We start from the raw sequence: 22264 nt of genomic DNA, 5'->3' as shown, positions 1-22264 counted from the left end.
CGGCCTTTGCGGGAGCCGAGGTATATTTGCCTGTAAAAGAAATTTATGGTATACTTAAATTCTAGGAAATTTTATCTTTTGATATGAAAATAGATGAGGTGAGAAACTTGGCGGAACAGAAAAACAGCAAGAAACCTGCCAAAGCGCCTGCGAAAGCACCAACGGTGAAAAAAACAACCTCCGGAGGAAAAAGCGGGACGAAGAAGGCAGAACCTGCTGCGAAAAAGGAGACAACAAAGGTAACGGCGCAGCCTGCCCGTTTTGGAGACAGTATTCTGGATGAGATCATTTTGCTGGTGATCATTGTAATATCCATTGTGGTCTTTGTCAGCCTTTTGACAGATAAAATGGGCATCATCGGCGGGCTCATCAGCAGCTTTTTTAAAGGAATCCTTGGCTTCAGCGGGCTTTTGTTGCCGGTATTTGTGATTGTATACTGTATCTGGATGCTGGCGGATGAGGAAAAAAGATATCCCATGGTGCGGGCCTGCGGGGCGGCGTTGTTTTTATTGACAGTGGCTTCCGCGGCGCAGATCATCAATCCTGTGAAAGCGGCAGAAGGGGTAGGCTTTCTGAAACGCTGCGGCACCCTGTACGGGGAAGGGGCATTTAGCAACGGCGGCCTTTTTGGTGGGTTGATTGGCGGCGGCCTGTATCGTATTTTAGATACGTTGGGCAGTGTGATCATCCTGTTGGCACTGGGGATCATTTCTATCGTGATGGCAACGGGCAAATCCTTCTTTCATGCCATTGGGGATGCCAATGCCCATCGGAAGGCAAGAAAAAAAGTAAAGAATGAAAAGATTAAAAATAAAGCTGACCGTATCCGCCAACAGGAATTGCTGGAGGAGGAGCGTCTGGCAAAGAAAGAGGAACGCCGCAGAAAAATGTCCCGGGAAGATTTCAATATTGAACTACAGGAGGGCGACAACAAAGAAACGCCTTATGTGCAGGAAACGGTATTTCGCAAAAAGCCTTTGATACTGGAACCCAAAAAGCGGGAACCTATTTTTGACTATGTGAAGGAAAAGGAAGAAGAAGAGGCAGGAAAGACGGCTGCGGTGAAGGCGGAAGCCGCAAAAATGGCTGCATCTGCCCTGAAAGAAACGGCAAAAGCTAAGGCGGAAGAAATCATCCCTGAGGTGAAAGAAAAAGAGCCTGTGATACAGGGTGTTGGCCTGGAAGACGGCGATGCATTGATTGAGGAAATTTTTGCGGAGAAACCCGAAACAAAGGATAGACCGATTATCGATATCCTTCCGGAGGAAGATATGGGCAAGGAAATCGAAGAAGAAACTGTTGCAGGGGAAATTCCTGTTGTAATAGAAGAAATGGAAGAGCATGCACCTGCCTATGAAGAACCTGCGGAAGAAAGGGAAGAGGAGCCCCTTGCTGCTGAAGAAGCTCCGGAAGAAGGGAAAACAGCGACGGAAGAAACAAAAACGGAAACGATGGCAGCAATTCCTGCAGAGCCGGTGGAAGAAGAAAAGCCTTATGTCTATCCGCCCATTGATCTGTTGGGAAAAGACCCTCAGACGGGCAGCAGCGGCAACCGTTCCGAAATGATCGAAAACGCAAGAAAACTGGAATCCACATTAAAGAGCTTTGGCGTGGATGCCAAGGTTATTCAGATCAGCAAAGGGCCTACGGTCACCAGATATGAACTTTCCCCCAGCCAAGGGGTAAAGGTCAGCAAGATTGTCAATCTGGCGGATGATATTGCCCTGAATTTGGCCGCCAGCGGCATTCGTATCGAAGCACCTATCCCCGGCAAGGCGGCGGTGGGCATTGAGGTGCCCAATAAGGAGACTCAGTCTGTTTATATGAGAACGCTGTTGGAAAGCGACGCCTTTAAGGAGCATCCTTCTAAGCTGGCCTTCGCCCTGGGGCAGGATATTGCGGGCAACCCCGTGGTGACGGATATCGCGAAGATGCCCCACCTTTTGATTGCGGGGGCAACGGGCAGCGGGAAGAGCGTCTGTATCAATACCCTCATCACAAGTATTTTGTATAAGGCTGACCCCAAAGAGGTCAAGCTGTTGTTGGTAGACCCCAAGGTGGTTGAATTGAGCGTATATAATGGGATTCCCCATCTGCTCATTCCTGTGGTGACAGACCCGAAAAAGGCATCCTCTGCCCTGAACTGGGCCGTACGGGAAATGCTCCAGAGATATAATGATTTTGCAGCCCATGGTGTGCGGGATATTAAGGGCTTCAATAAAATGATGGAAGAAAAGGGCGATGAAAAGGGCAAAATGCCCCAGATCGTGATCATTATCGATGAATTGGCAGACCTGATGATGGCGGCTCCCGGAGAAGTGGAGGATGCCATTTGCCGATTGGCACAGATGGCCCGTGCGGCAGGGATGCATCTTATCATCGCTACCCAGCGTCCTTCTGTAGACGTTATCACCGGTGTCATCAAGGCGAATATTCCTTCCAGACTGGCCTTTGCTGTATCCTCCGGCATTGATTCCAGAACCATTCTGGATATGGTGGGGGCGGAAAAGCTGCTGGGCAAGGGGGATATGCTGTTCTACCCTTCCGGGCAGAGCAAGCCTTCCCGTTTGCAGGGGGCTTTCGTGACCGACCAAGAGGTAGAGGCAATCGTAGATTTCCTGAAGGAGACCAGCAAGCCTTATTATACCCAGGAAACCATCGACCAGATCACCTCCGCAGGAAAAGCCGGCGGCGGCGCGGCGGAGGATTCCGATGAATTTTTCGGCCAGGCGGTAGAGCTGATTCTGGAAAAGGAAAAGGCTTCCGTTTCCATGCTGCAGCGGCAGTTCCGCATCGGCTATAACCGGGCGGCAAGGCTGATGGATGACTTGGAAAAACACGGCATTGTTGGCCCGGAGGAGGGCAGTAAACCTAGAAAAGTCCTTATCACCAAAAGCCAGTGGGAGGAAATGACGGGAGCTGTGCCGGAAGAAATTTAAGCAGGAGAAAGTCTGAATGTAAAAACATTCAGACTTTTTTTGTGCGAAATGAGCGTTGACAAAATGGGACAAGTATAGTACCATCGACATAGGGTCATATGACTGACGGAAGTGGAAGGAACCACATGGAAGTATGACTGTTTGAATGCCGACCGTCTGGGCGATGATGCTTGGATTGTGTGCGGCTTTTTTTATGTAAAAAGCACCGATTCAAGCGTAAAGGTAACCAGTGATGTGAATGGTGAAAATTCACCAAACGGAGAGGAGTTTTTTGAATGTTTAAGACAGACTTACAGATCGCACAGGAATGCAAAATGGAGCATATCCTGAAAATCGCTGAAAAAGCAGGCATCCCCGAAGAATATGTGGATTGCTATGGCAAATATAAAGCTAAAATCAGCGACAAATACTATAATGAAATCAAAGACAACCCCGATGCAAAACTGATCCTGGTAACAGCGGTAAATCCCACACCCGCAGGGGAAGGGAAAACAACCGTTACCATCGGTCTGACACAGGCACTGCAGAAAATGGGCAAAAATGCTCTCACTTGTCTGCGTGAGCCCTCTCTGGGGCCTTGTATGGGCGTAAAGGGCGGCGCTGCCGGCGGCGGCTATGCACAGGTGGTTCCTATGGAAGATATCAACCTGCACTTTACAGGCGACCTGCATGCTATCACAACAGCAAACAATCTGCTGGCTTCCATGGTAGACAACCACATCCAGCAGGGCAATGAACTGAACATTGACCCCAGAAAGATCGTATGGAAACGCTGCGTTGACCTGAACGACAGACAGCTGAGAAACGTAATTTCCGGCCTGGGCGGCAAGGTGAACGGCGTACCCAGGGAAGATGCTTTCCAGATTACAGTAGCTTCTGAAATCATGGCGATTTTCTGCCTGGCAAACGACCTGAAACAGCTGAAAGAAATGCTGGGACAGATCATCATCGGCTATACTTATGACGATGAACCTGTTACAGCAAAGATGATCGGCGCTGACGGCGCGATGACTGTTCTGCTGAAGGATGCCCTGCAGCCGAACCTGGTACAGACACTGGAACACACAGCAGCAATCATCCATGGCGGTCCCTTCGCCAATATTGCTCACGGCTGCAACTCTGTAAAAGCAACAAAAACAGCGATGAAAATTGCGGATTACGTTGTAACAGAAGCAGGCTTCGGTGCGGACCTGGGGGCTGAAAAATTCTTCGATATCAAATGCCGCAAAGCTGGCATCAAACCGGATGCAGTCGTTTTGGTTGCAACCATCCGTGCGCTGAAATATAACGGCGGCGTTCCCAAGGCTGACCTGAGCAATGAAAACCTGGATGCACTGGCAAAAGGCTTTGTAAACCTGGAAAAACACATTGAAAATATCCAGAAATACGGTGTTCCCGTTGTGGTAACACTGAACCATTTCGTAGCGGATACAGATGCGGAAGTTGCGTATGTAAAAGACCGCTGCGAAGGTATGGGCGCAACATTTGCAGTTTCCAGAGTTTGGGCAGAAGGCGGCGAAGGCGGCAAAGAACTGGCTGAAAAAGTTTTGGAAACACTGGAAACAAAGGAAAACAACTTCCATTTCCTGTATGAAGATGAATTGTCTATCGTGGAAAAGGTAAATAAAGTATGTAAAGAAATTTATGGCGCAGGTACAGTTAATTTCTCTGCGGCAGCAAAGAAAACACTGGCGCAGATCGACAAACTGGGCTTCAACCATTTCCCTGTTTGTATCGCAAAAACACAATACTCTCTGTCCGATGATCCCAAGGTATTGGGGCGTCCCGAAGGGTTTGAAGTAACAGTAAAAGAAATCCGCATTTCTGCGGGTGCAGGCTTTATCGTAGTGCTGCTGGGCGATGTGATGACAATGCCCGGCCTGCCCAAGAAACCTGCGGCACTGAATATTGATATTGACGAAGACGGCAACATCGTGGGGCTGTTCTGATAAACAAAGGAGTAAAATGAGATGAAAGCACAATTGATTGATGGCAAATTGATTTCTGCTGAAATTAAGGCAGAAGCGGCGGCAGAAGCAGAAGAACTGAAAGCAAAGGGCATTGAGCCCTGCCTGGCGGTTGTATTGGTTGGGGATGATTCCGCTTCCAAGGTTTATGTAAATAATAAGAAAAAGGCATGTGAAGCCGTGGGGATCAAGTCTGTTTCCCATGTGTTGTCTGGGGAGACAACAGAGGAGGAACTGCTGCAGCTGATCGCAGAGCTGAACGCAGATAAAAGCATTCATGGTATCCTGGTGCAGATGCCTGTGCCGAAGCATATCGATGACAGAAAAGTCATCCTTGCCATCGATCCCAAGAAGGATGTGGACTGTTTCCATCCCGTAAACGTGGGCTATCTCCACACAGGCGGCAAGGGATTCCTGCCCTGTACCCCTGCGGGCATCATTGAACTGATCAAACGCAGCGGTCATTCTATCGAAGGGAAAAATTGTGTGATTATTGGCAGAAGCAATATCGTAGGAAAGCCTGTGGCAATGCTGTTGATGCAGGAGAACGGGACTGTGACCATTTGCCATTCCAAAACAAAAGATCTGGCGGGCATCTGTCGGGGGGCAGATATCATTGTCAGCGCAACGGGCAAGGTAAACACAGTAACGGCGGATATGGTAAAAGAAGGCGCGATCATCATTGACGTCGGGATGAATCGTGACGCGGCAGGCAAACTTTGCGGCGATGTGGATTTTGAGAACGTGAAGGAAGTGGCAGGTGCCATCACTCCTGTGCCGGGGGGCGTAGGGCCGATGACCATTGCCATGCTGATGAAAAATTGTATCACAGCCGCAAAAATTCAGAACGATCTGATGTAAGAAAATCTTAAGATTTATACCCTTGATTTCGTAAGAGACCAAGGGTATTCTTATATTAAAGGAAGGGGGGCGGTGTATATGACGAAAAAGAAGAAAATTTTGATTGGAATGTTGGTTATATTGATTCTTGCCGGAATATGGGGAAAAAGGCCAAGAATGGTATATGAGATCGTAGAAAAAGAAATTGCTTTGGAAGATGAAAACATGTCTGCCCAGCTTTGCATGATTACTAATCTGCCTTGGGAAGAAGATGCTGATTTACGCAGGGCAGAAATTGAAGATAAAGAAGAGTTTGGGAAAGTGATTGTAGCATTGAGAGGAACAGAGGTGTCTGTTTCTTCTTTCAGAATGAGAGATGTTGTTACATATAAAAAAGGCATAGATTGTTATGATCTGCGTTTTTATCTGTCGGAATGGTATCCTGCAACGAAGGAGATTACCTTTTTAACAGATGGAAAAGTGTATTATGGGAATTGGGTTTATGAAATCAGAGGGGATGATCCTGAAAGGATAACAGAAGTATTAGAAGAATTGCTGCAGAAGTACGAAAAAGATAAATGATGTATAAAGTCCTTTGGAAACAGAGGGCTTTTTCTTTTAGCAGAAAGAACCTGAAAAGATTTTCTTTGAAAACTAGCATTTTGTCTGCATTTGTAGTAAAATACTATGATGTGAAAATATTGCTATCCCTTTGATAGTTTGAAGGAGGATTACAATGAATAAGAAAGTCGCATTCACCTCTTTGGGGTGCGATAAGAATAGAGTGGACAGCGAAGTCATGCTGGGCATTTTGCAGAAAAATGGCTACACTGCTGTGGCGGATGAAGCGGAGGCAGATATCATTGTGGTGAATAGCTGCTGTTTTATCAAGGATGCACTGGAGGAAAGTATTGAGACCATTCTGGAAATGGCGCAGTATAAAGACCCTGCAGTGGGCAACTGCAAGGGGCTCATCGTGGCAGGCTGTTTGGGGCAAAGATTTGAAAAGGAATTCTTCGATGAACTGCCAGAGGTAGATGCCATTGTTGGTACGACAGCCTATGAATCCATCGCCGAAGTGGCGGATGAGATTTTGGGGGGCAAGGAACAGGTGAAGCAGCTGGAAAGCATTGACTTAGCGATGCAGGATGAAAACGGCAAGCTGCGGGTGCTTTCCACAGCATCTTATTTTGCTTATCTGAAAATTTCCGAAGGCTGTGATAATCATTGCACTTATTGTGTCATTCCCAAAATGCGAGGGAAACACCGCAGCAGAAACATGGAAAGCCTAGTGGAAGAAGCAACCATGCTGGCGGAACAGGGCGTAAAGGAAATCGTCATTGTGGCCCAGGATACATCCATTTATGGCAGAGATCTTTACGGCAAGCCCATGCTCCACGAATTGCTGAAACGGCTGAACGCCATCGAGGGCATTGAATGGATTCGCCTGTTGTATTGCTATCCGGAAACACTGACAGAGGAAACCATAGAAGCTATGGCCACTTGTGAAAAGGTTTGTCATTACATTGATATGCCGATTCAGCATGGCAATGATGCAGTGCTGAAGCGTATGGGCAGAAAGAGCAGTCAGGCGTTGATCCGCGAAAAAGTGGCAAAGCTGCGGGCGGCTATGCCGAATATTGCCATCCGAACTACTTTGATCGTTGGTTTCCCCGGCGAAAGCGAAGAGGAATTTGCGGACCTGATGCAGTTTGTACAGGAAATGCGGTTCGACCGTTTGGGTGTGTTCTCTTATTCTCAGGAGGAGGGCACAGTAGCGGCAAAAATGGAAAACCAGATTGACGAGGAATTGAAGGAAGAACGCAGAGAGATCATCATGGATCTGCAAAAATCCATTGCGGCTTCTTTGTGCGAAGCGGAAGTAGGGAAGGAACTGGAAGTGCTGATCGAAGGCAAGCTGCCTGAGGAAGATATCTTCTGCGGCAGAACCAGAAGAGATGCCCCCGATATCGACGGGCTGGTGTTTGTTTCTTCCGAGGAAGAGCTGTATTCCGGCGATTTTGTAACAGTAAGGATTCGTGAAGCAGGCGATTATGATTTGATGGGAGATGTGGTTTATGGAGATGAATCTGCCGAATAAGCTGACACTGCTCAGAGTATTCATGATTCCGGTTTTTTTGCTGGTTCTTTTTTTGGCACCGGAGCCGATAAACAGATATGTAGCGGTCATTATTTTTATCGTGGCATCCTTGACGGATATGCTGGATGGCAAAATTGCCAGAAAGTATAATCTGGTTTCTAACTTTGGGAAATTCATGGATCCGTTGGCGGATAAGCTGCTGGTAATGTCTGCGCTGGTTTCCATGGTGGCTTTGGAGGATTTGGCGGCATGGGTTGTCATCATCATTCTGGCGAGAGAATTTGCTATCACTGGGTTCCGTACGTTGGCGATGGAAGCCAATATCGTTATGGCGGCAAGCTGGTGGGGCAAGGTGAAAACCACCACACAGATGATTATGATTCCTGTGGTGCTGCTGCAGCTGCCTTTTAGCTGTATGCCCATGGTGGAAAATATTTTGGTGGCACTGGCGGTGTTCTTCACCATTTTCTCCGGTGCGGATTATATCTTAAAAAACAAACAGGTATTGCATGGTTAAAAATGTTCCCTCTCCCTTTGGAGAGGGACTTTTCTCAAAGGAGGGAATCTGAATGAAAGCGGAAATCATAGCAGTGGGCACAGAACTGCTGTTAGGCGATATTTTGAATACCAATGCTCAGTTTTTGGCCCAGGAGTTGGCTAGCCTTGGCATTGAAGTCTATTATCAGACGGTGGTAGGGGATAACCCCAAACGGCTGAAGGATACTATTTTCCACGCCTTTGATCGGGCAGACCTCATCATCACCACGGGGGGACTTGGCCCTACGGAGGATGACCTGACCAAGGAAACAGCGGCAGAATATTTTGGGGAAAAGCTGGTGCTGGACGAAAGAGCCTTGGGACGCATCAAAAAATACTTTGACCGCACCGGCAGAACCATGACCCAGAATAATGTGAAGCAGGCTATGGTGCCGGAAAACAACTGCACCATTTTGTATAACGACAACGGCACAGCCCCCGGCATCATCATGGAAAAGAACGGTAAGATGATCGTGATGCTGCCCGGCCCTCCCAAGGAAACCATTCCCATGTTCCGCAATCAGGTGAAGCCTTATCTGGCAAAGAAGCAGGAATTTACCTTCGTTTCCCGTATCCTGCGGGTGGCAGGCGTAGGGGAAAGCGCTATGGAGGACAGAGTAAAGGATATCATCGATGCCCAGACAAACCCTACCATTGCTCCCTATGCAAAAGATGGCGAAGCCATTCTGCGGATCACGGCAAAGGCCAAGGATGAAGCAGAAGCAAATAAGCTGATCGACCCTGTGGCTGCGGCCCTGAAGGAACGGCTGGGGAATTCCGTTTATGCAGAGGGCGAAACTGATATGGAAACGGTGGTGGCAGAGATGCTGCTGGAAAGAAAGCTGACCATTGCAGTGGCGGAATCCTGCACAGGGGGGATGATTGCTTCTCAGTTGGTGGAATATCCCGGTATTTCCGCCGCATTGCTGGAAGGTTGTGTGACCTATTCCAACGATGCGAAAATGCGCCGTTTGGGCGTAAAAGCAGAAACCCTGGAGAAATATACCGCAGTCAGCGAAGAAACGGCACGGGAAATGGCGGCAGGCATTGCAAGAACCAGCGGTGCGGATATCGGCATTGCCACAACGGGGATTGCCGGCCCCGATGGGGGCAGCGAAGAAAAGCCCGTGGGCTTGGTATATATCGGCCTTTCCTACAAGGGAAAAACGGAAGTACAGGAGCATCATTTTGTAGGCAAACGGGATAAGATTCGCCAACGTGCCACCTATACAGCCCTGAACTGGCTGAGAAAGGCGATGCTGGATGAAGAATAAAGGTGACTGGATGCTGCTGCTGGCGGCGTTTATTGGCGGCGGCGGTTTCATCAGTTTGAAATATTTGCTGGATTGGGGCTACGACCCCTTTCAGGTGATTTTTGGGCGGTTTCTGATGGCTTCCCTCTGTATGTGCATGGTGTATCATAAACGGCTGAAAAAGATTACCAAACGGGAATGGAAGGTGGGGGGCAGTTTAGGCGTGCTGTTGGCGGCTATGTTTCTGCTGATGACGGTGGGGCTGCAATATACTACCCCGTCCGTTAATGCGTTTCTGGTGAATATTCCTGCGGTCATTGTGCCTTTTATCTGCTGGGGAATATTCAAACAGAAGCCCAGCCGAAACTGTTTCATTGCGGCGGCGATGACGCTGATAGGCGTTTGCGGTCTTTCCCTGACAGCAGAACTCCGCATTGATTTGGGGGCGGGGCTGTCCCTGTTGGCGGCGGTGGCCTTCTCTTTGCAAATGGCATTTTTGGGGAACCTCACCAAAGGGTGTGATTCTGTCCATATCGCTGTGGCGGAAAACCTTTTCACATTGCTGGTGATGACGGTCATCGTAACATTTACCGGTTGGGATATGCCTCCGTTGACTCTGCCTGCCTTTGGAAATTTTTTCTTTCTTGGAGCTTTTTGCACAGCGGCGTATTTTGCTCTGCAATCGGCAGGGCAGCAGATCACTTCCCCCAACAAGGCTGCTATCATTATCACTTCGGAATCGATTTTTGCGGCAGTGTTTTCTGCGCTCCTGTATGGCGAACGTATGAGCCTGCGGGGATATCTGGGCTGCATCATCATTTTTGCAGCAATGGCATTGGCAGAACAGCCTGCAAAGGAAAGAGAAAAGGGTGTTGACAAGGAAGATGAAATCAGTTAATATGAGAACAAAGGTTCTCATTTAGAAGGGGGAATCCGGAAAGAAAAATATTCCTTAACTTTGGAAAGGTGGAAATAAAATGGCAGCAAAAGCGCAGAAAGAAGATATCAAATTTGAAGATAAGCAGAAGGCTTTGGATGCAGCCCTGAGCCAGATTGAAAAACAGTTTGGCAAAGGCGCCATTATGAAATTGGGGGACAGCAGTGCGAAAATGTCTGTGGAAGTGGTCCCTTCCGGTTCTCTGAGTCTGGATTTGGCGCTGGGGGTTGGCGGTGTGCCCAAGGGCAGAATCATTGAGGTTTATGGCCCGGAATCCTCCGGTAAAACGACAGTTGCGCTGCACATGGTGGCGGAAGTGCAGAAACGGGGCGGCATTGCCGGCTATGTGGATGCGGAGCATGCCATGGACCCTACATATGCAAAGGCTTTGGGGGTAGATATCGATAATTTGTATATCTCTCAGCCTGATGACGGCGAACAGGCTCTGGAAATCGTAGAAACCATGGTACGCAGCGGTGCCATTGATATTGTAATCGTAGACTCTGTAGCGGCTCTGGTGCCCCGGGCAGAAATCGAAGGGGAAATGGGCGATTCCCATATGGGCCTGCAGGCCAGACTGATGAGCCAGGCCCTGAGAAAACTGACAGGGATCACAAACAAATCCAACTGTACTGTTGTTTTCATCAACCAGCTCCGTGAAAAGATCGGTGTTACCTTTGGCAACCCGGAAACGACCACCGGCGGCCGTGCCCTGAAATTCTATTCTTCTATCCGTATGGAAATCAGGAAAACAGATGTGCTGAAGCAGGGAACAGAAATCGTTGGCAACAGGGTAAAGGTAAAGATTGCGAAAAACAAAGTGGCACCTCCTTTTAAAATAGCCGAATTTGACATTATCTACGGCAAAGGCATTTCCAGAGAAGGCGATATTTTGGATTTGGCGGCAGAAGTGGATATTGTGAACAAGAGCGGTGCATGGTATTCTTATAAGGAAACAAGGATTGGGCAGGGGCGCGAAAACGCGAAGCAGTTCCTGAGAGAGAATCCGGATATCTGCGGAGAGGTTGAAAACCAAGTGCGGGAGCATTATGGGCTTTCCGCATTGGAGGTTCCGGCTGCGGCAGCGGATGGAACGGTTGATGCACCGGCAGATGTACCCGTTGTAGAAACAGAAATTTAAATTGGAGAAAAAAGATAACCCGATAGGTCATTTTTATGGACGTATCGGGTTCTTTTTTATACGAAAACTATCTGCACCAGAAGCATATAGCAGACTGTACCGCCAAAGATGCTGAGCATGGAGTTTCTTTTCCAGATATGTAAAAATGCTGTCAGGGCAGAGGCAATAAGCATTGGTGCAAAGCCTGCCACAGAAGAGAAAGAAATGCCCTTCAGACAATATATGACGAGGGTCGCCATGATGGCCATAGGAAGCACACGACCCAGATAGCGGATGATCTCCGGCACTTCCTTCCCGCGGAAGATGAGGAAAGGCAGGGCCCTCTCTGCGTAGGTGCAGATGGCGCAGACTGCAATGATGAGGATGGATTGTGTCGTAGAAAGTACCATTTAGATTTCCTCCGTTCCTGTGCTCTGGGGTTCGATACGGCTTCTCAGGATGGTCAGAAGGGCTACAGTGATGACCAGAGAAGGCAGAATGAAATTGGAAGGCCCAAATAGGATAAGGCAGACGACGCCGGAAACAAAGGCCAGCAGGGCGGGCAGATGATTATCTGCGCCAGACATCTGCTCGATCAGGATGACGATGAACAAAGCTGTCAGAGCGAAATCGATGCCAGTGGTATCGAAGGGGATCATTGTTCCGATGAGGGCACCAAAAATGCTCAGAATGATCCAATATAGGATGGGCATAAGAGCTGTCAGCACATAGGCCCATTTTTCATTGATATCATCGCCGAAATCATGGGAGCAGTGGAGAGAATAGTTTTCATCTGTCAGAGAATAGATGAGAAAATATTTCCACAAGCCAAAGGAGCGGAATTTTTCGATGAAGGAAAGACCATAGAAAATATGGCGGCTATTGAGCAGCAGCGCCATGATAGCTACGGTCGCCAGGGAAACGCCGCCGGCGAAAAAGCTCACCATCAGATATTGCAGGGAGCCTGCCATAACGAAGAGACTGCAGGCCCCTGCCCAGATGAAGTTATAGCCCGCATTCTGCATCAGAACACCGTAGGCCAGACCCACGGGAATGAAGCTGATGAAGATGGGAAAACTCTGCTTTATTGCATAGCGTAAGGTTTTTGCCATAAGAATTGCTCCTTTTCTGTTTTACAGGTAATGGTAGTACTTGCGGTTCGCCGCCAGGAAAAATACAGCGATGAGGACGGTGATGCCTTCCGCCACGGGAATAGCGAGCCAGATGCCGTCGATACCGAGAAATCTTGGCAGGATCAGGATACTTCCGGCAACGAAAACGAAGGTACGCAGAAAAGAGATCATCGCAGAGACCTTCCCATTGGACAATGCCGTAAAGAAAGAGGAAGCGAAGATATTGATGCCTGCGAAAAGGAAGTTCCAGACAAAAATCTGATAGCCATACAGGGTGATGGCGTAGGTACTGCTTTCCAAAGGCGTAAAGATAGCAATGGTCGGCACTGCCATCAGGTAGGAGAAGGCAAAGCACACCACAGAAGAAACCAAAATGATGCCAAGGCACATTTTGAAAAGCCGTTTCAACTGGGGGATGTTGCGATTGCCGTAATTATAGCTGAATATGGGCGCGGCACCGCTGGAAAAGCCCAGATATGCCGAGGAAAACAAAAATTGGGCATACAGCACGATGGTGATGGCGGCAACGCCATCTTCCCCCAGCATGTCCATCATGGCCAGATTGAAGAGGAACGTGGTGACGGCCATAGCCCCGGAAGTCACCATTTCCGAAGAACCATTCAGCATGGTATGGGCGATGATTTTGCCGTCCCATTTGGGCTTTACGAAATACAGCACAGTTCTGGGCTTGGCAAAATAAAACAATGGGGGAATGCCGCCGACAAGGAAACCGCTGACAGTGCCCCAGGCGGCGCCGGCGATGCCCATTTCCATGCGGACGATAAAGAGATAATCGAAGACGATATTCGACAGACCTGCCGCAATATTCAGCCACAGCCCCAGATGGGGCTTACCTGCGGTGATAAAAAGGGTCTGGAATAGTGTTTGCACTACGGAAACAGTGTAAAAGGCCATCATCACTTTGCCATAGTCTACACAATAGGGCAGCAGCTTTGCATCTGACCCCAAAAGGATAGAAAGGGGCTCGATAAACAGGAAACAGAGAGCAGAAATGACCAGACCCGCAGCGATACCAAATATGGTCACAAGGGTAAACGCGCTGCGGGCTTCCGCCTCTTTTCCTTCGCCCAACCGTCTGCCGATGATGGCAGAACCGCCGGTGCCCAGCATGATCCCCAGCCCCATCAGGATATTGATGAGGGGGAAAACGATATTCATGGCGGAAAGGGCGGTGGTTCCCACAAAACGGGAAACAAAGATGCCATCTACAATGGTATAGGTAGAAATGAATACCAGCATAATGATGGTGGGTAAAGTGAATTTGATCAGGGAGGATAGTGTATATTCTTTTGAGATATCATTTTGCATAAGACGACCTCGAAATAGAATTTTTTGACAATCATTCGGTTTTCATTTGGTTTACCTGGTTTTCATCGGGGGTGATATAGATGGTGCGGTTTGTCAGATAGATGACCATGCCCGGCTTGGCGCCATTGGGTTTTTTGATATTTTTCCGCTGGGTATAATCTACAGGCACCATACTGCTGTTTTTTGCCTTGCTGTAGAAAGCTGCCAGATTGGCCGCTTCTTCCATGGTTGCTTCGGGCAGCTCGCTTTGACCATTGGTGCGGATGATGACATGGGAACCGGGAATATCCTTTGTATGCATCCAGATATCGGTGGGTTCTGCCATACGCAGGGTCAGCTCATCATTTTGCAGATTGCTCTTGCCAACAAAAATATCATATCCATCGGAAGAGACATAATGCAGAGGCTTAGACTTTTTGGGTTTCTGTGTACCCTTTTTCTGCACCTGTCTGCGGATGAAACCGCTTTCTGCCAATTCGGTACGGATTTCGGAAAGGTCTGCATCATCCTTCGCATTTTCCAAGGCATTCAGGACACTTTCCAGATAGACCAACTCTTCCTCATTTTGTTTTTCTTGAATTTCCAGAGCGGCCAGGGTACGCTTTGCCTTGTTGTATTTACTGAAATATTTCTGGGCATTTTCCGCAGGGGTCTTGGCGGGGTCGATGGCAATTTCGATTTCCGGCATGTCCGCTTCATAATAATCAATGGTCTTGAAGGTGGTGACGCCCAGGGGAACGGCATAGATATTGGCAGTCAGAAGCTCACCTTTTTTCTTCCATAGTTCCATTCCTTTGGTTTCTCTGCGGGTTTTCAATTGGATCTCTTTTTTCTTTACACAGCGTTCGATGTTGTTCAGCACCAGTTTACGCATATCGTGGGCTTTCTGGCGGATATGGGCCGCATTATCCCGTTCCTGATAGAAAGCCTCCAGCAGAGAGGAAACGGAATCGAAGGATTTTTTGGACAGGCCGGCGAACTGTGTCATTTCCAGTACGGCAAAATCCACGATACGGTTGTTTTCTTTCTGATAATAGATGGCGGGCTGATAGGCAGCGGTTTTGATTTCTGCCATGGTTTTGTCAAAGGCCGCATAGAGCTGTTCCCCTTCTTCAATGGTTGTTTCCTGACAGGCATTGGAAGAATCCAGGCCCGCGCGGGAACAGATTTCCCCTGCCATGATGGGGCTGATGCCGGTATAGGTTTGATAGATAAATTCCTGCAGCTTTCTGCCTTCCTGCAGATGCAGAGAGAAAAGAAAATCGCCGCTTTCCGCTTTCAGGGGATTTTTCTTATCCTGAGAGGGTGGGAAAACATATTCCTTGCCGGGCAGAACCTCTCGGACAGAGCTTTTTTCGTGGGTGACCCGCTTGATGGAATCCAGAATTTTGCCGGTTTCATCGGTCAGGATCAGATTGCTGTGTTTGCCCATAATTTCCAAAATCAGGTTTTTGGTTGTGATATCACCCATTTCATTGGCAGATTCCACCCGGAGGATGATGATACGCTCGAAATTGGGCTGACAGATATCCACGATCTTACCGCCGGCGATATGTTTCCGCATGACCATACAGAAAAGGGGGGCGGTCATGGGGTTTTCCCGGGTGCTTTCGGTCAGATGAATACGGGGATGGGCAGAGTTGGCGGAAATGATGATTTTTTTCGCACCGCTGCCCAAGCCGCGGATCGTCATGCGGATCTCATCTGCCGCAGGCTGATGAATTTTATCGATACGCCCTCCGATGAGAGCGGATTTCAATTCGGATACGATGGCGGATGTTGTGATGCCGTCCAGTGCCATAGAGGACACCTCCTTTGATTTTCATACTAATATTTTATTTTAGCACATTAAAAATATTTTTGCATCTGTTTTGTCAGAGATGCACAAAAGATAAAAAGATTAAAATTAGATTAAAAATAGTGGATACAATTTGCTGTTTTCCTTGCTATTTTCCATAGGCTTAGGTATAATAAAACAACGATTTTTGCACGTGCAATAGAAAGGAACAGAAATATGAGTGGAAGCGTAAGGAGCATGACTGGCTACGGACGGGGAGAGCATATTGCGGAAGAACGAAAATTCACGGTGGAAATGAAATCTGTGAATCATCGTTATAATGATATGACCATCAAACTGCCCCGCTCTTTGGCGAGTCTGGAAGATAAGATTAAAAAAAGAATCATGCGGGATGTATTTCGCGGCAAAACGGATGTTTACATCAGCTTTGAAACATTTTCCGCAGATGATGTGGAAGTCAAATTGAATGAAGCCCTGGCGGCGGCTTATATTGAAAAACTGCATCTTCTGGAAGAAAAATTTGGACTGACCGGCGGAGATAAGCTGGAACTGGCGGCGAAATTCCCCGATATCATCACAGTGGAGAAAGCGCAGCAGGAAGAAGCAGTCATTTGGGAAGCATTGGCACCTGCGCTGGAGGAAGCGGTGGAAAAATTCATCGCAATGAGAACTGTGGAAGGGGAAAACCTGAAAAAGGATATTCTGCTGAAAGGCGAAAGAATCAAAACATTGGTGGCAGAGGTGAAGGAACGTTCTCCTCTGGTAGTTGTGGAATATCAGGAAAAGCTGAACAACAGACTGAAGGATCTGTTGGGCAGCGTGGATGTAGACCCTCAGAGAATCGCTACAGAGGTGGCTATTTTCGCAGACAGAGGCTGTGTGGATGAAGAAGTGACAAGATTGGAAAGCCATCTGGTGCAGCTGCGGGATATTTTGGAAGGCGGCGGACAGGTGGGGCGTAAGCTGGATTTCCTGATTCAGGAAATGAACAGAGAATCCAACACCATCGCATCCAAAGCCAACGATATCCAGATAATAAAGGCTACGATCGAATTAAAGAGTGAGATTGAAAAGATCAGAGAACAGATTCAGAATTTGGAATAAACCCATCATGAGAGAGGTTTCGTTATGGATAAATTGCATTTTTTGAACATTGGTTATGGTAATGTGGTTTCCGCAAATCGTGTCATCGCCATCATCAGCCCCGATTCGGCCCCTGTAAAGAGAATTATCCAGGATGCAAAGGAAAAGGGAACGCTGGTGGATGCCACATACGGAAGAAAGACCCGCTGTGTCATCATTATGGATGACGGGCATATTGTTCTTTCTCCCAATATGCCGGAAACTGTAGGCGGAAGGCTTTCCGCAGAGCAGAAGGGAATGTAGGCATTGAAAAAACAGGGTATTTTATTGATCATTTCCGGTCCTTCCGGTTCCGGAAAAGGGACGATTGTAGAACGTCTTTGCCAGAAAGATGATTTTTCTCTTTCTATTTCCGCAACGACAAGAAAACCCAGAGAATATGAAAAAGACGGGGTGCATTATTTTTTCCATACCCGTGAAGAATTTGAACAGATGAAAGACAGACAGGAACTGCTGGAATGGGCAGAATTCTGCGGCAATTATTATGGTACCCCTAGAAAATATGTAACAGAACAACTGACAGCAGGCAATAATGTCATTCTGGAAATCGAAGTGCAGGGTGCCTTGCAGGTGAAAAAGATCTATCCCGAAGGCGTATTGGTATTTATGGTTCCGCCCAATCTGGAAGAGCTGGGCAATCGCCTGACAAAACGCGGCACAGAGGATAAGGAGACCATCAATATGCGCCTGCGCCGTGCGCTGGAGGAAATGGAACTGGTGGATGAATATGACTATCTGGTCATCAATGACACCGTAGATCAGGCTACAGAAGACATTCTGACGATCGTAGAAGCAGAAAAAATGAAATGCAGCAGAAATAAAGATATCAAAAAGATTTTCAAAGGAGAGATGTAACATGTTGAGACCTTCTTATTCTGATTTACTGGAAGTAATCACACAGGATACCGATGATATCACCATCGGCAGCAGATATACGATCGTGATCGCAACAGCGAAAAGAGCAAGACAACTGGTAGACCATGCAGAACCCATGATTGATAATGTAAAGGTGGATAAACCGGTTTCTATTGCTGTAGAAGAGCTGTATGAAGGAAAACTGAAGATTCGCCAGGGGCAGCCTGCTGCGGAAGAGGAAAAGGAAGTTCCTTTGGCAGAGGTAGATTTTGAAAGCATGGCGGAAGAAACGGAAGAAGAATAAGAAAAAGGGTGTCGATTTTGTCGGCACCCTTCTTTGCAGGGAGGTGAGAAATGATGTATGCAAAGGTGATTGTAGGGCTGAACCGCCCGGAAATGGATAAGATGTTTGATTATGGCGTGCCGGAGGGAATGGTGGCAGCGAAAGGCGTAAGGGTCATCGTGCCCTTTGGCAGCAGAAACAGCAAGACAGAAGGCTATATCATTTCTCTTTCGGAGAAAACGGATGTACCGGCGGATAAAATCAAAAATATCATCCAGATACTGGACGAAGGAAAGCCGACCTTTACTCCTGCTTTGCTGGAATTGGCAGAATGGATGCGGCAGAGATATTTCTGCACGCTGAATCAGTGTCTGCAGGCCATCATGCCGGCGGGCATCCGTACAAAAAGCAGTTGGACAGTGAGCCTGAAAGACTGTGGGGAAGAAACAAGGCTGACGCCAAAGGAAAAACTGCTGGTGGATTTCATTGGGGAACGGAAAAACGTTCCTTTGGATGAGATACAGGCAGAGTTTAACGGAAAAGTTGTGGATTATCTGCGGAAAATGGAGGAAAAAGGTCTGTTGGAATTAAAGCAGGAGCTTCACCGCAGCGAATATAAAAAAGAAAAGAGATATTATTCTCTGGATACAGAAGCCCTTCTTTTGGAAGAGGTGCAAAAGAAAATTGAGAAAGACCGCCGATTGGAAGGGCAGCGGAAAATACTGAACTATTTGCAGGATGGAAAAGAGGCCACGGCGGAGGAATTGAAGGAAACGCTGGGCGTGACAGATTCCCCCATCAAGACTTTGCTGCAAAAGGGTATCCTGCGGGAACGGAAACAGGCAGAGCTGCGAAAGGTTTTCGATGTGGAAGCCTTTCAGAGAACGGAAGCCTTTACGCCAACGGCAGAACAGGCAGCAGCACTGGCAGCCCTTCGCAGGGAAATGGAAAAGGAAGAAAAACGCCCTGTCCTCCTGCATGGGGTGACAGGCAGCGGGAAAACGGAAATTTATATGCAGATCATTGCTGATGTGCTGGCAAAGGGGCAGCAGGCCATTGTGCTTGTGCCGGAAATTGCCCTGACGCCTTTAATTTTGGAGAGGTTTATTTCTCGCTTTGGCGATGCGGTCAGCGTGACGCACAGCCACCTTTCCATGGGGGAGCGAGTAGACCAATGGAAAAAGGCCAGAGAGGGGGAGATTTCTATTATCATTGGGCCGCGGTCGGCATTATTTATGCCTTTTCGGAATGTGGGGGCTATCATTATGGATGAAGCTCACGAAAACAGCTATGTTTCCGATATTACGCCCAAATATGATACAAAGGACGTGGCAGCGGAAGCGGCGAAGAAATATCATGCGCTGTTTTTGATGGGAACGGCAACCCCGGATCTGGTCAGCTATTACAAGGCAAAGACAGGGGAATATCTCCTGCTGGAATTGAAAGAACGCACGGGAGGCGGCGCGCTGCCCCAGGTTTTTGTGACAGATATGCGAAAGGAACTGGCGGAAGGAAACCGTTCCCCTTTCAGCAGAGACTTGCAGGAAGCCGTAAGGGAAAACCTGCGGAAGGGGGAGCAGACCATGCTGTTCCTGAACCGCAGGGGATATGCTACCTTTGTTTCCTGCCGCAGCTGCGGGCATGTGATGACCTGCCCGGAATGTGAGATTACCTATACTTACCATGCCAAGGAACATGCGCTGGTTTGCCATTATTGCGGCAGAAGGGCAGAAATCCCCCATATCTGCCCGGCATGCGGTTCCAAATATATTCGCTATTTTGGTACGGGAACACAAAAAATTGAGGAAGAAGCAAAAAAACTCTTTCCAAACGCCCGTATTCTGCGGATGGACTTGGATACGACAATGACAAAACATAGCCATGAGCATATTCTTGGGGCTTTTGAAAAAGGGGAAGCAGATATCCTCATTGGCACTCAGATGATCGCCAAGGGGCATGATTACCCCAATGTGACACTGGTTGGCATCATGGCGGCGGATTTATCCTTGAATGCAGACAGCTACACGGCGGCAGAAACGGGCTTTCGCCTGATGACTCAGGCAGCAGGGCGTGCCGGGCGGCGGGGGGATACTGGGCGAGTCTTTATCCAGACCTATCAGCCGGAGCATTATGCGGTGAAGCATGCGGCAAAGCAGGATTATCAGGGCTTTTATGAAGAGGAGATTTTGATGCGGCAGATGATGGGCTATCCGCCTTTCTCCTCCTTTTTCAGCATCCTGCTGGCAGGAGAAGAAAAAGATGCCGTGGAAACTGCGGCCCGGAAGCTGGCGGAAAAGCTGGCAAAGGCCGACGGAGAAGGAATCGCTGCAATATTAGGACCTGTGCCTGCGGCATTGCCGAAATTCCGCGGGGAGTATCGCTATCAGATCATTGTGAAGGCGGCGGAGGAAATGCCTTTGCGGGCATTGGTGCTGCCGGCGGTGGAAAGTATGAAAAAAGACAGGAAATCCAAGGTTCGCTTTCAGCTGGCTCTGAATCCTGCAAATATTGTATAACAAAGAAAAATATGGTATACTTATATATCGTATTTCAATAAATGTTAGAAAAAGTTTAGACTTTATTCAAATTTTGGAGATAGTATAAAAATAGGAGGAAGAAACAATGGCATTACGTAATATCCGTTTGAGTACAGACGAAATTTTAAGAAAAAAATGCAAACCGGTAAAAGAAATCACACCGAACCTGCTGACCTTGCTGGACGATATGGCGGACACCATGTATGAAGCAAATGGTGTTGGTTTGGCGGCGCCCCAGGTGGGGATCCTGAAAAGGGTAGTAGTCATCGATGTGGGCGAAGGGCTGGTAGAGCTGATCAACCCTGTGATTCTGGAAACCAGCGGGTCTCAAATCGATGACGAGGGCTGCCTGAGCGTTCCCGGCAAATATGCCCCTGTGGAAAGACCCAACTATGCCAAGGTGGAAGCTATGGACAGAGACGGCAACAAATTCATCATTGAAGGGGAAGAATTGATGGCCCGTGCCTTGTGCCATGAAATCGACCATCTGGACGGCATCCTGTATATTGATAAGGCTCTGCCTGTGGAAGAAGCGTAAGGAGGAAATCCGATGAAAGTGATCTTTATGGGAACACCGGATTTTGCGGTGTATTCCTTGAAAGCGTTGCTGACAAAGCATGAAGTGGTGGCTGTCGTGACACAGCCCGATAAACCCAAGGGCAGAGGAAAAAAGATGCAGTTTACGCCGGTGAAGGAGCTGGCACTGGAACATGGCATTGAAGTGCTGCAGCCGGAAAAGGTGAGAGAACCGGAAGTGGTGGAAAAACTGCACAGCTATGGGGCAGATCTGATTGCCGTAACGGCTTTTGGGCAGCTTCTGCCGGAAGCAATTTTAAATATGCCCAAATATGGCTGCATCAACGTCCATGGCTCTTTGTTGCCGGAATATAGAGGAGCTGCACCTATGCAGCGTGCCATTATCGACGGCAAAAAAGTGACAGGCATTACCACCATGTTTATGGCAAAGGGCATGGATACGGGAGATATGCTGCTGAAAACAGAAATTGAAATTTTGCCTACAGATAATTTTGAAACACTCCATGACAAAATGGCCGAAGCCGGTGCAAAGCTTCTGCTGGAAACCATTGATGGACTGGAGGCAGGCACCATCGAACGGATTCCGCAGGATGATGCAAAAGCAACATATGCGCCTATGATTCATAAAGAAACAGGCCATATTGACTGGAGCAAAAAGGGGCAGCAGATCATCGACCTGATGAGAGGGCTGCATCCCGGCCCCGGTGCCTATGCGATTTATGAAGAAGAGCCTTTGAAGATGTTTTGGGCGGAAACAGCGGAAGGCAATTATCCCGATGCTGCATTTGGGGAGATCGTGGAAGTAACCAAAAAAGACTTTGCGGTCAAATGCGGCGACGGTATCCTGCGGATCAAGGAAGTGCAGGCAAGAGGTGGGAAGAAAATGGCGGCAGACGCATATCTGCGGGGCCATGCAATGCATGAGGGCGTCCTGTTCCAATAAGATAGGAGGAAC

The 22264-nt window shown here is 48.1% G+C and carries 20 protein-coding genes and 1 riboswitch; of the genes, 16 read left to right on the top strand and 4 right to left on the bottom strand.

Translation table 11 applies throughout. The features are described 5' to 3' along the window. Positions 1–107 precede the first annotated feature (107 nt). The 9 genes from ACI39P_RS08910 (at position 108) to recA (ending at position 11715) form a co-directional block, all read left to right on the top strand. Positions 108–2939, top strand: a complete 2832-nt coding sequence (locus ACI39P_RS08910) for a DNA translocase FtsK 4TM domain-containing protein (RefSeq protein ID WP_439720313.1) — start codon at positions 108–110, stop codon at positions 2937–2939. Positions 2940–3027: 88 nt separating this feature from the next. Next, positions 3028–3108, top strand: a riboswitch (ZMP/ZTP riboswitch). Positions 3109–3214: 106 nt separating this feature from the next. Beyond that, positions 3215–4888: a formate--tetrahydrofolate ligase gene (locus ACI39P_RS08905; RefSeq protein WP_439720312.1), complete on the top strand. Its 1674-nt coding sequence runs from the start codon at positions 3215–3217 to the stop codon at positions 4886–4888. Between the two features lie 21 nt (positions 4889–4909). Then, positions 4910–5767: a bifunctional methylenetetrahydrofolate dehydrogenase/methenyltetrahydrofolate cyclohydrolase FolD gene (gene folD, locus ACI39P_RS08900; RefSeq protein WP_439720311.1), complete on the top strand. Its 858-nt coding sequence runs from the start codon at positions 4910–4912 to the stop codon at positions 5765–5767. Between the two features lie 78 nt (positions 5768–5845). Then, entirely contained in the window at positions 5846–6328 is a 483-nt protein-coding gene (locus tag ACI39P_RS08895; RefSeq protein ID WP_439720310.1) for a hypothetical protein, read from the top strand. Between the two features lie 154 nt (positions 6329–6482). Beyond that, complete coding sequence (gene rimO, locus ACI39P_RS08890) at positions 6483–7847, top strand: 30S ribosomal protein S12 methylthiotransferase RimO (protein WP_439720309.1); 1365 nt, start codon at positions 6483–6485, stop codon at positions 7845–7847. Continuing rightward, complete coding sequence (gene pgsA, locus ACI39P_RS08885; protein WP_439720314.1) at positions 7831–8364, top strand: CDP-diacylglycerol--glycerol-3-phosphate 3-phosphatidyltransferase; 534 nt, start codon at positions 7831–7833, stop codon at positions 8362–8364. Before rimO ends, pgsA begins: the two co-directional genes overlap by 17 nt. A gap of 52 nt (positions 8365–8416) precedes the next feature. After that, the gene (locus ACI39P_RS08880) at positions 8417–9658 is read left to right on the top strand and encodes a competence/damage-inducible protein A (RefSeq protein WP_439720308.1); all 1242 of its coding nucleotides are present in this window, start codon (positions 8417–8419) and stop codon (positions 9656–9658) included. Further along, entirely contained in the window at positions 9648–10535 is an 888-nt protein-coding gene (locus ACI39P_RS08875; protein ID WP_439720307.1) for an EamA family transporter, read from the top strand. Before ACI39P_RS08880 ends, ACI39P_RS08875 begins: the two co-directional genes overlap by 11 nt. Positions 10536–10614: 79 nt before the next feature. Further along, entirely contained in the window at positions 10615–11715 is a 1101-nt protein-coding gene (gene recA / locus ACI39P_RS08870; protein ID WP_439720306.1) for a recombinase RecA, read from the top strand. 56 nt (positions 11716–11771) lie between these two features. Here the strand turns inward: recA and ACI39P_RS08865 are convergent, their stop codons facing one another. The 4 genes from ACI39P_RS08865 to ACI39P_RS08850 are packed head-to-tail and all read right to left on the bottom strand — an operon-like array spanning position 11772 to position 15957. After that, a complete protein-coding gene (locus tag ACI39P_RS08865) occupies positions 11772–12104 on the bottom strand; it encodes a branched-chain amino acid transporter permease (protein WP_439720305.1) in 333 nt (110 codons plus the stop codon). Further along, the gene (locus ACI39P_RS08860) at positions 12105–12806 is read right to left on the bottom strand and encodes an AzlC family ABC transporter permease (RefSeq protein ID WP_439720304.1); all 702 of its coding nucleotides are present in this window, start codon (positions 12804–12806) and stop codon (positions 12105–12107) included. Positions 12807–12827: 21 nt separating this feature from the next. After that, the gene (locus ACI39P_RS08855; protein ID WP_439720303.1) at positions 12828–14156 is read right to left on the bottom strand and encodes an MATE family efflux transporter; all 1329 of its coding nucleotides are present in this window, start codon (positions 14154–14156) and stop codon (positions 12828–12830) included. 31 nt (positions 14157–14187) lie between these two features. Beyond that, entirely contained in the window at positions 14188–15957 is a 1770-nt protein-coding gene (locus ACI39P_RS08850; RefSeq protein WP_439720302.1) for an NFACT RNA binding domain-containing protein, read from the bottom strand. Positions 15958–16170: 213 nt separating this feature from the next. Between ACI39P_RS08850 and ACI39P_RS08845 the strand changes: the two genes are divergently transcribed. The 7 genes from ACI39P_RS08845 to fmt all read left to right on the top strand — a co-directional run bounded on the left by ACI39P_RS08845 (position 16171) and on the right by fmt (position 22252). Further along, positions 16171–17058: a YicC/YloC family endoribonuclease gene (locus tag ACI39P_RS08845; protein ID WP_439720301.1), complete on the top strand. Its 888-nt coding sequence runs from the start codon at positions 16171–16173 to the stop codon at positions 17056–17058. A gap of 24 nt (positions 17059–17082) precedes the next feature. After that, complete coding sequence (locus ACI39P_RS08840) at positions 17083–17340, top strand: DUF370 domain-containing protein (RefSeq protein WP_320791271.1); 258 nt, start codon at positions 17083–17085, stop codon at positions 17338–17340. A gap of 3 nt (positions 17341–17343) precedes the next feature. Further along, a complete protein-coding gene (gene gmk, locus ACI39P_RS08835) occupies positions 17344–17952 on the top strand; it encodes a guanylate kinase (RefSeq protein WP_439720300.1) in 609 nt (202 codons plus the stop codon). A 1-nt stretch (position 17953) separates the two neighbouring features. Next, positions 17954–18256, top strand: coding sequence for a DNA-directed RNA polymerase subunit omega (gene rpoZ, locus ACI39P_RS08830; protein ID WP_439720299.1), 303 nt, complete (start codon positions 17954–17956; stop codon positions 18254–18256). A gap of 50 nt (positions 18257–18306) precedes the next feature. After that, positions 18307–20751: a primosomal protein N' gene (gene priA / locus ACI39P_RS08825; RefSeq protein ID WP_439720298.1), complete on the top strand. Its 2445-nt coding sequence runs from the start codon at positions 18307–18309 to the stop codon at positions 20749–20751. 106 nt (positions 20752–20857) lie between these two features. Beyond that, positions 20858–21310: a peptide deformylase gene (gene def / locus ACI39P_RS08820; protein WP_439720297.1), complete on the top strand. Its 453-nt coding sequence runs from the start codon at positions 20858–20860 to the stop codon at positions 21308–21310. 12 nt (positions 21311–21322) lie between these two features. Continuing rightward, positions 21323–22252 carry a methionyl-tRNA formyltransferase gene (fmt, locus tag ACI39P_RS08815; RefSeq protein WP_439720296.1) on the top strand — a complete coding sequence of 310 codons (930 nt, stop codon included), beginning with the start codon at positions 21323–21325 and terminating at the stop codon, positions 22250–22252. Positions 22253–22264: the final 12 nt, after the last annotated feature.

It is taken from the genome of Anaerotignum sp. (genome assembly GCF_051877975.1).
GTDB lineage: Bacteria > Bacillota > Clostridia > Lachnospirales > Anaerotignaceae > Anaerotignum_A.
The sequence above is the reverse complement of the archived record's forward strand: the minus strand, read 5'-3'. Positions and strand labels throughout refer to the sequence as shown.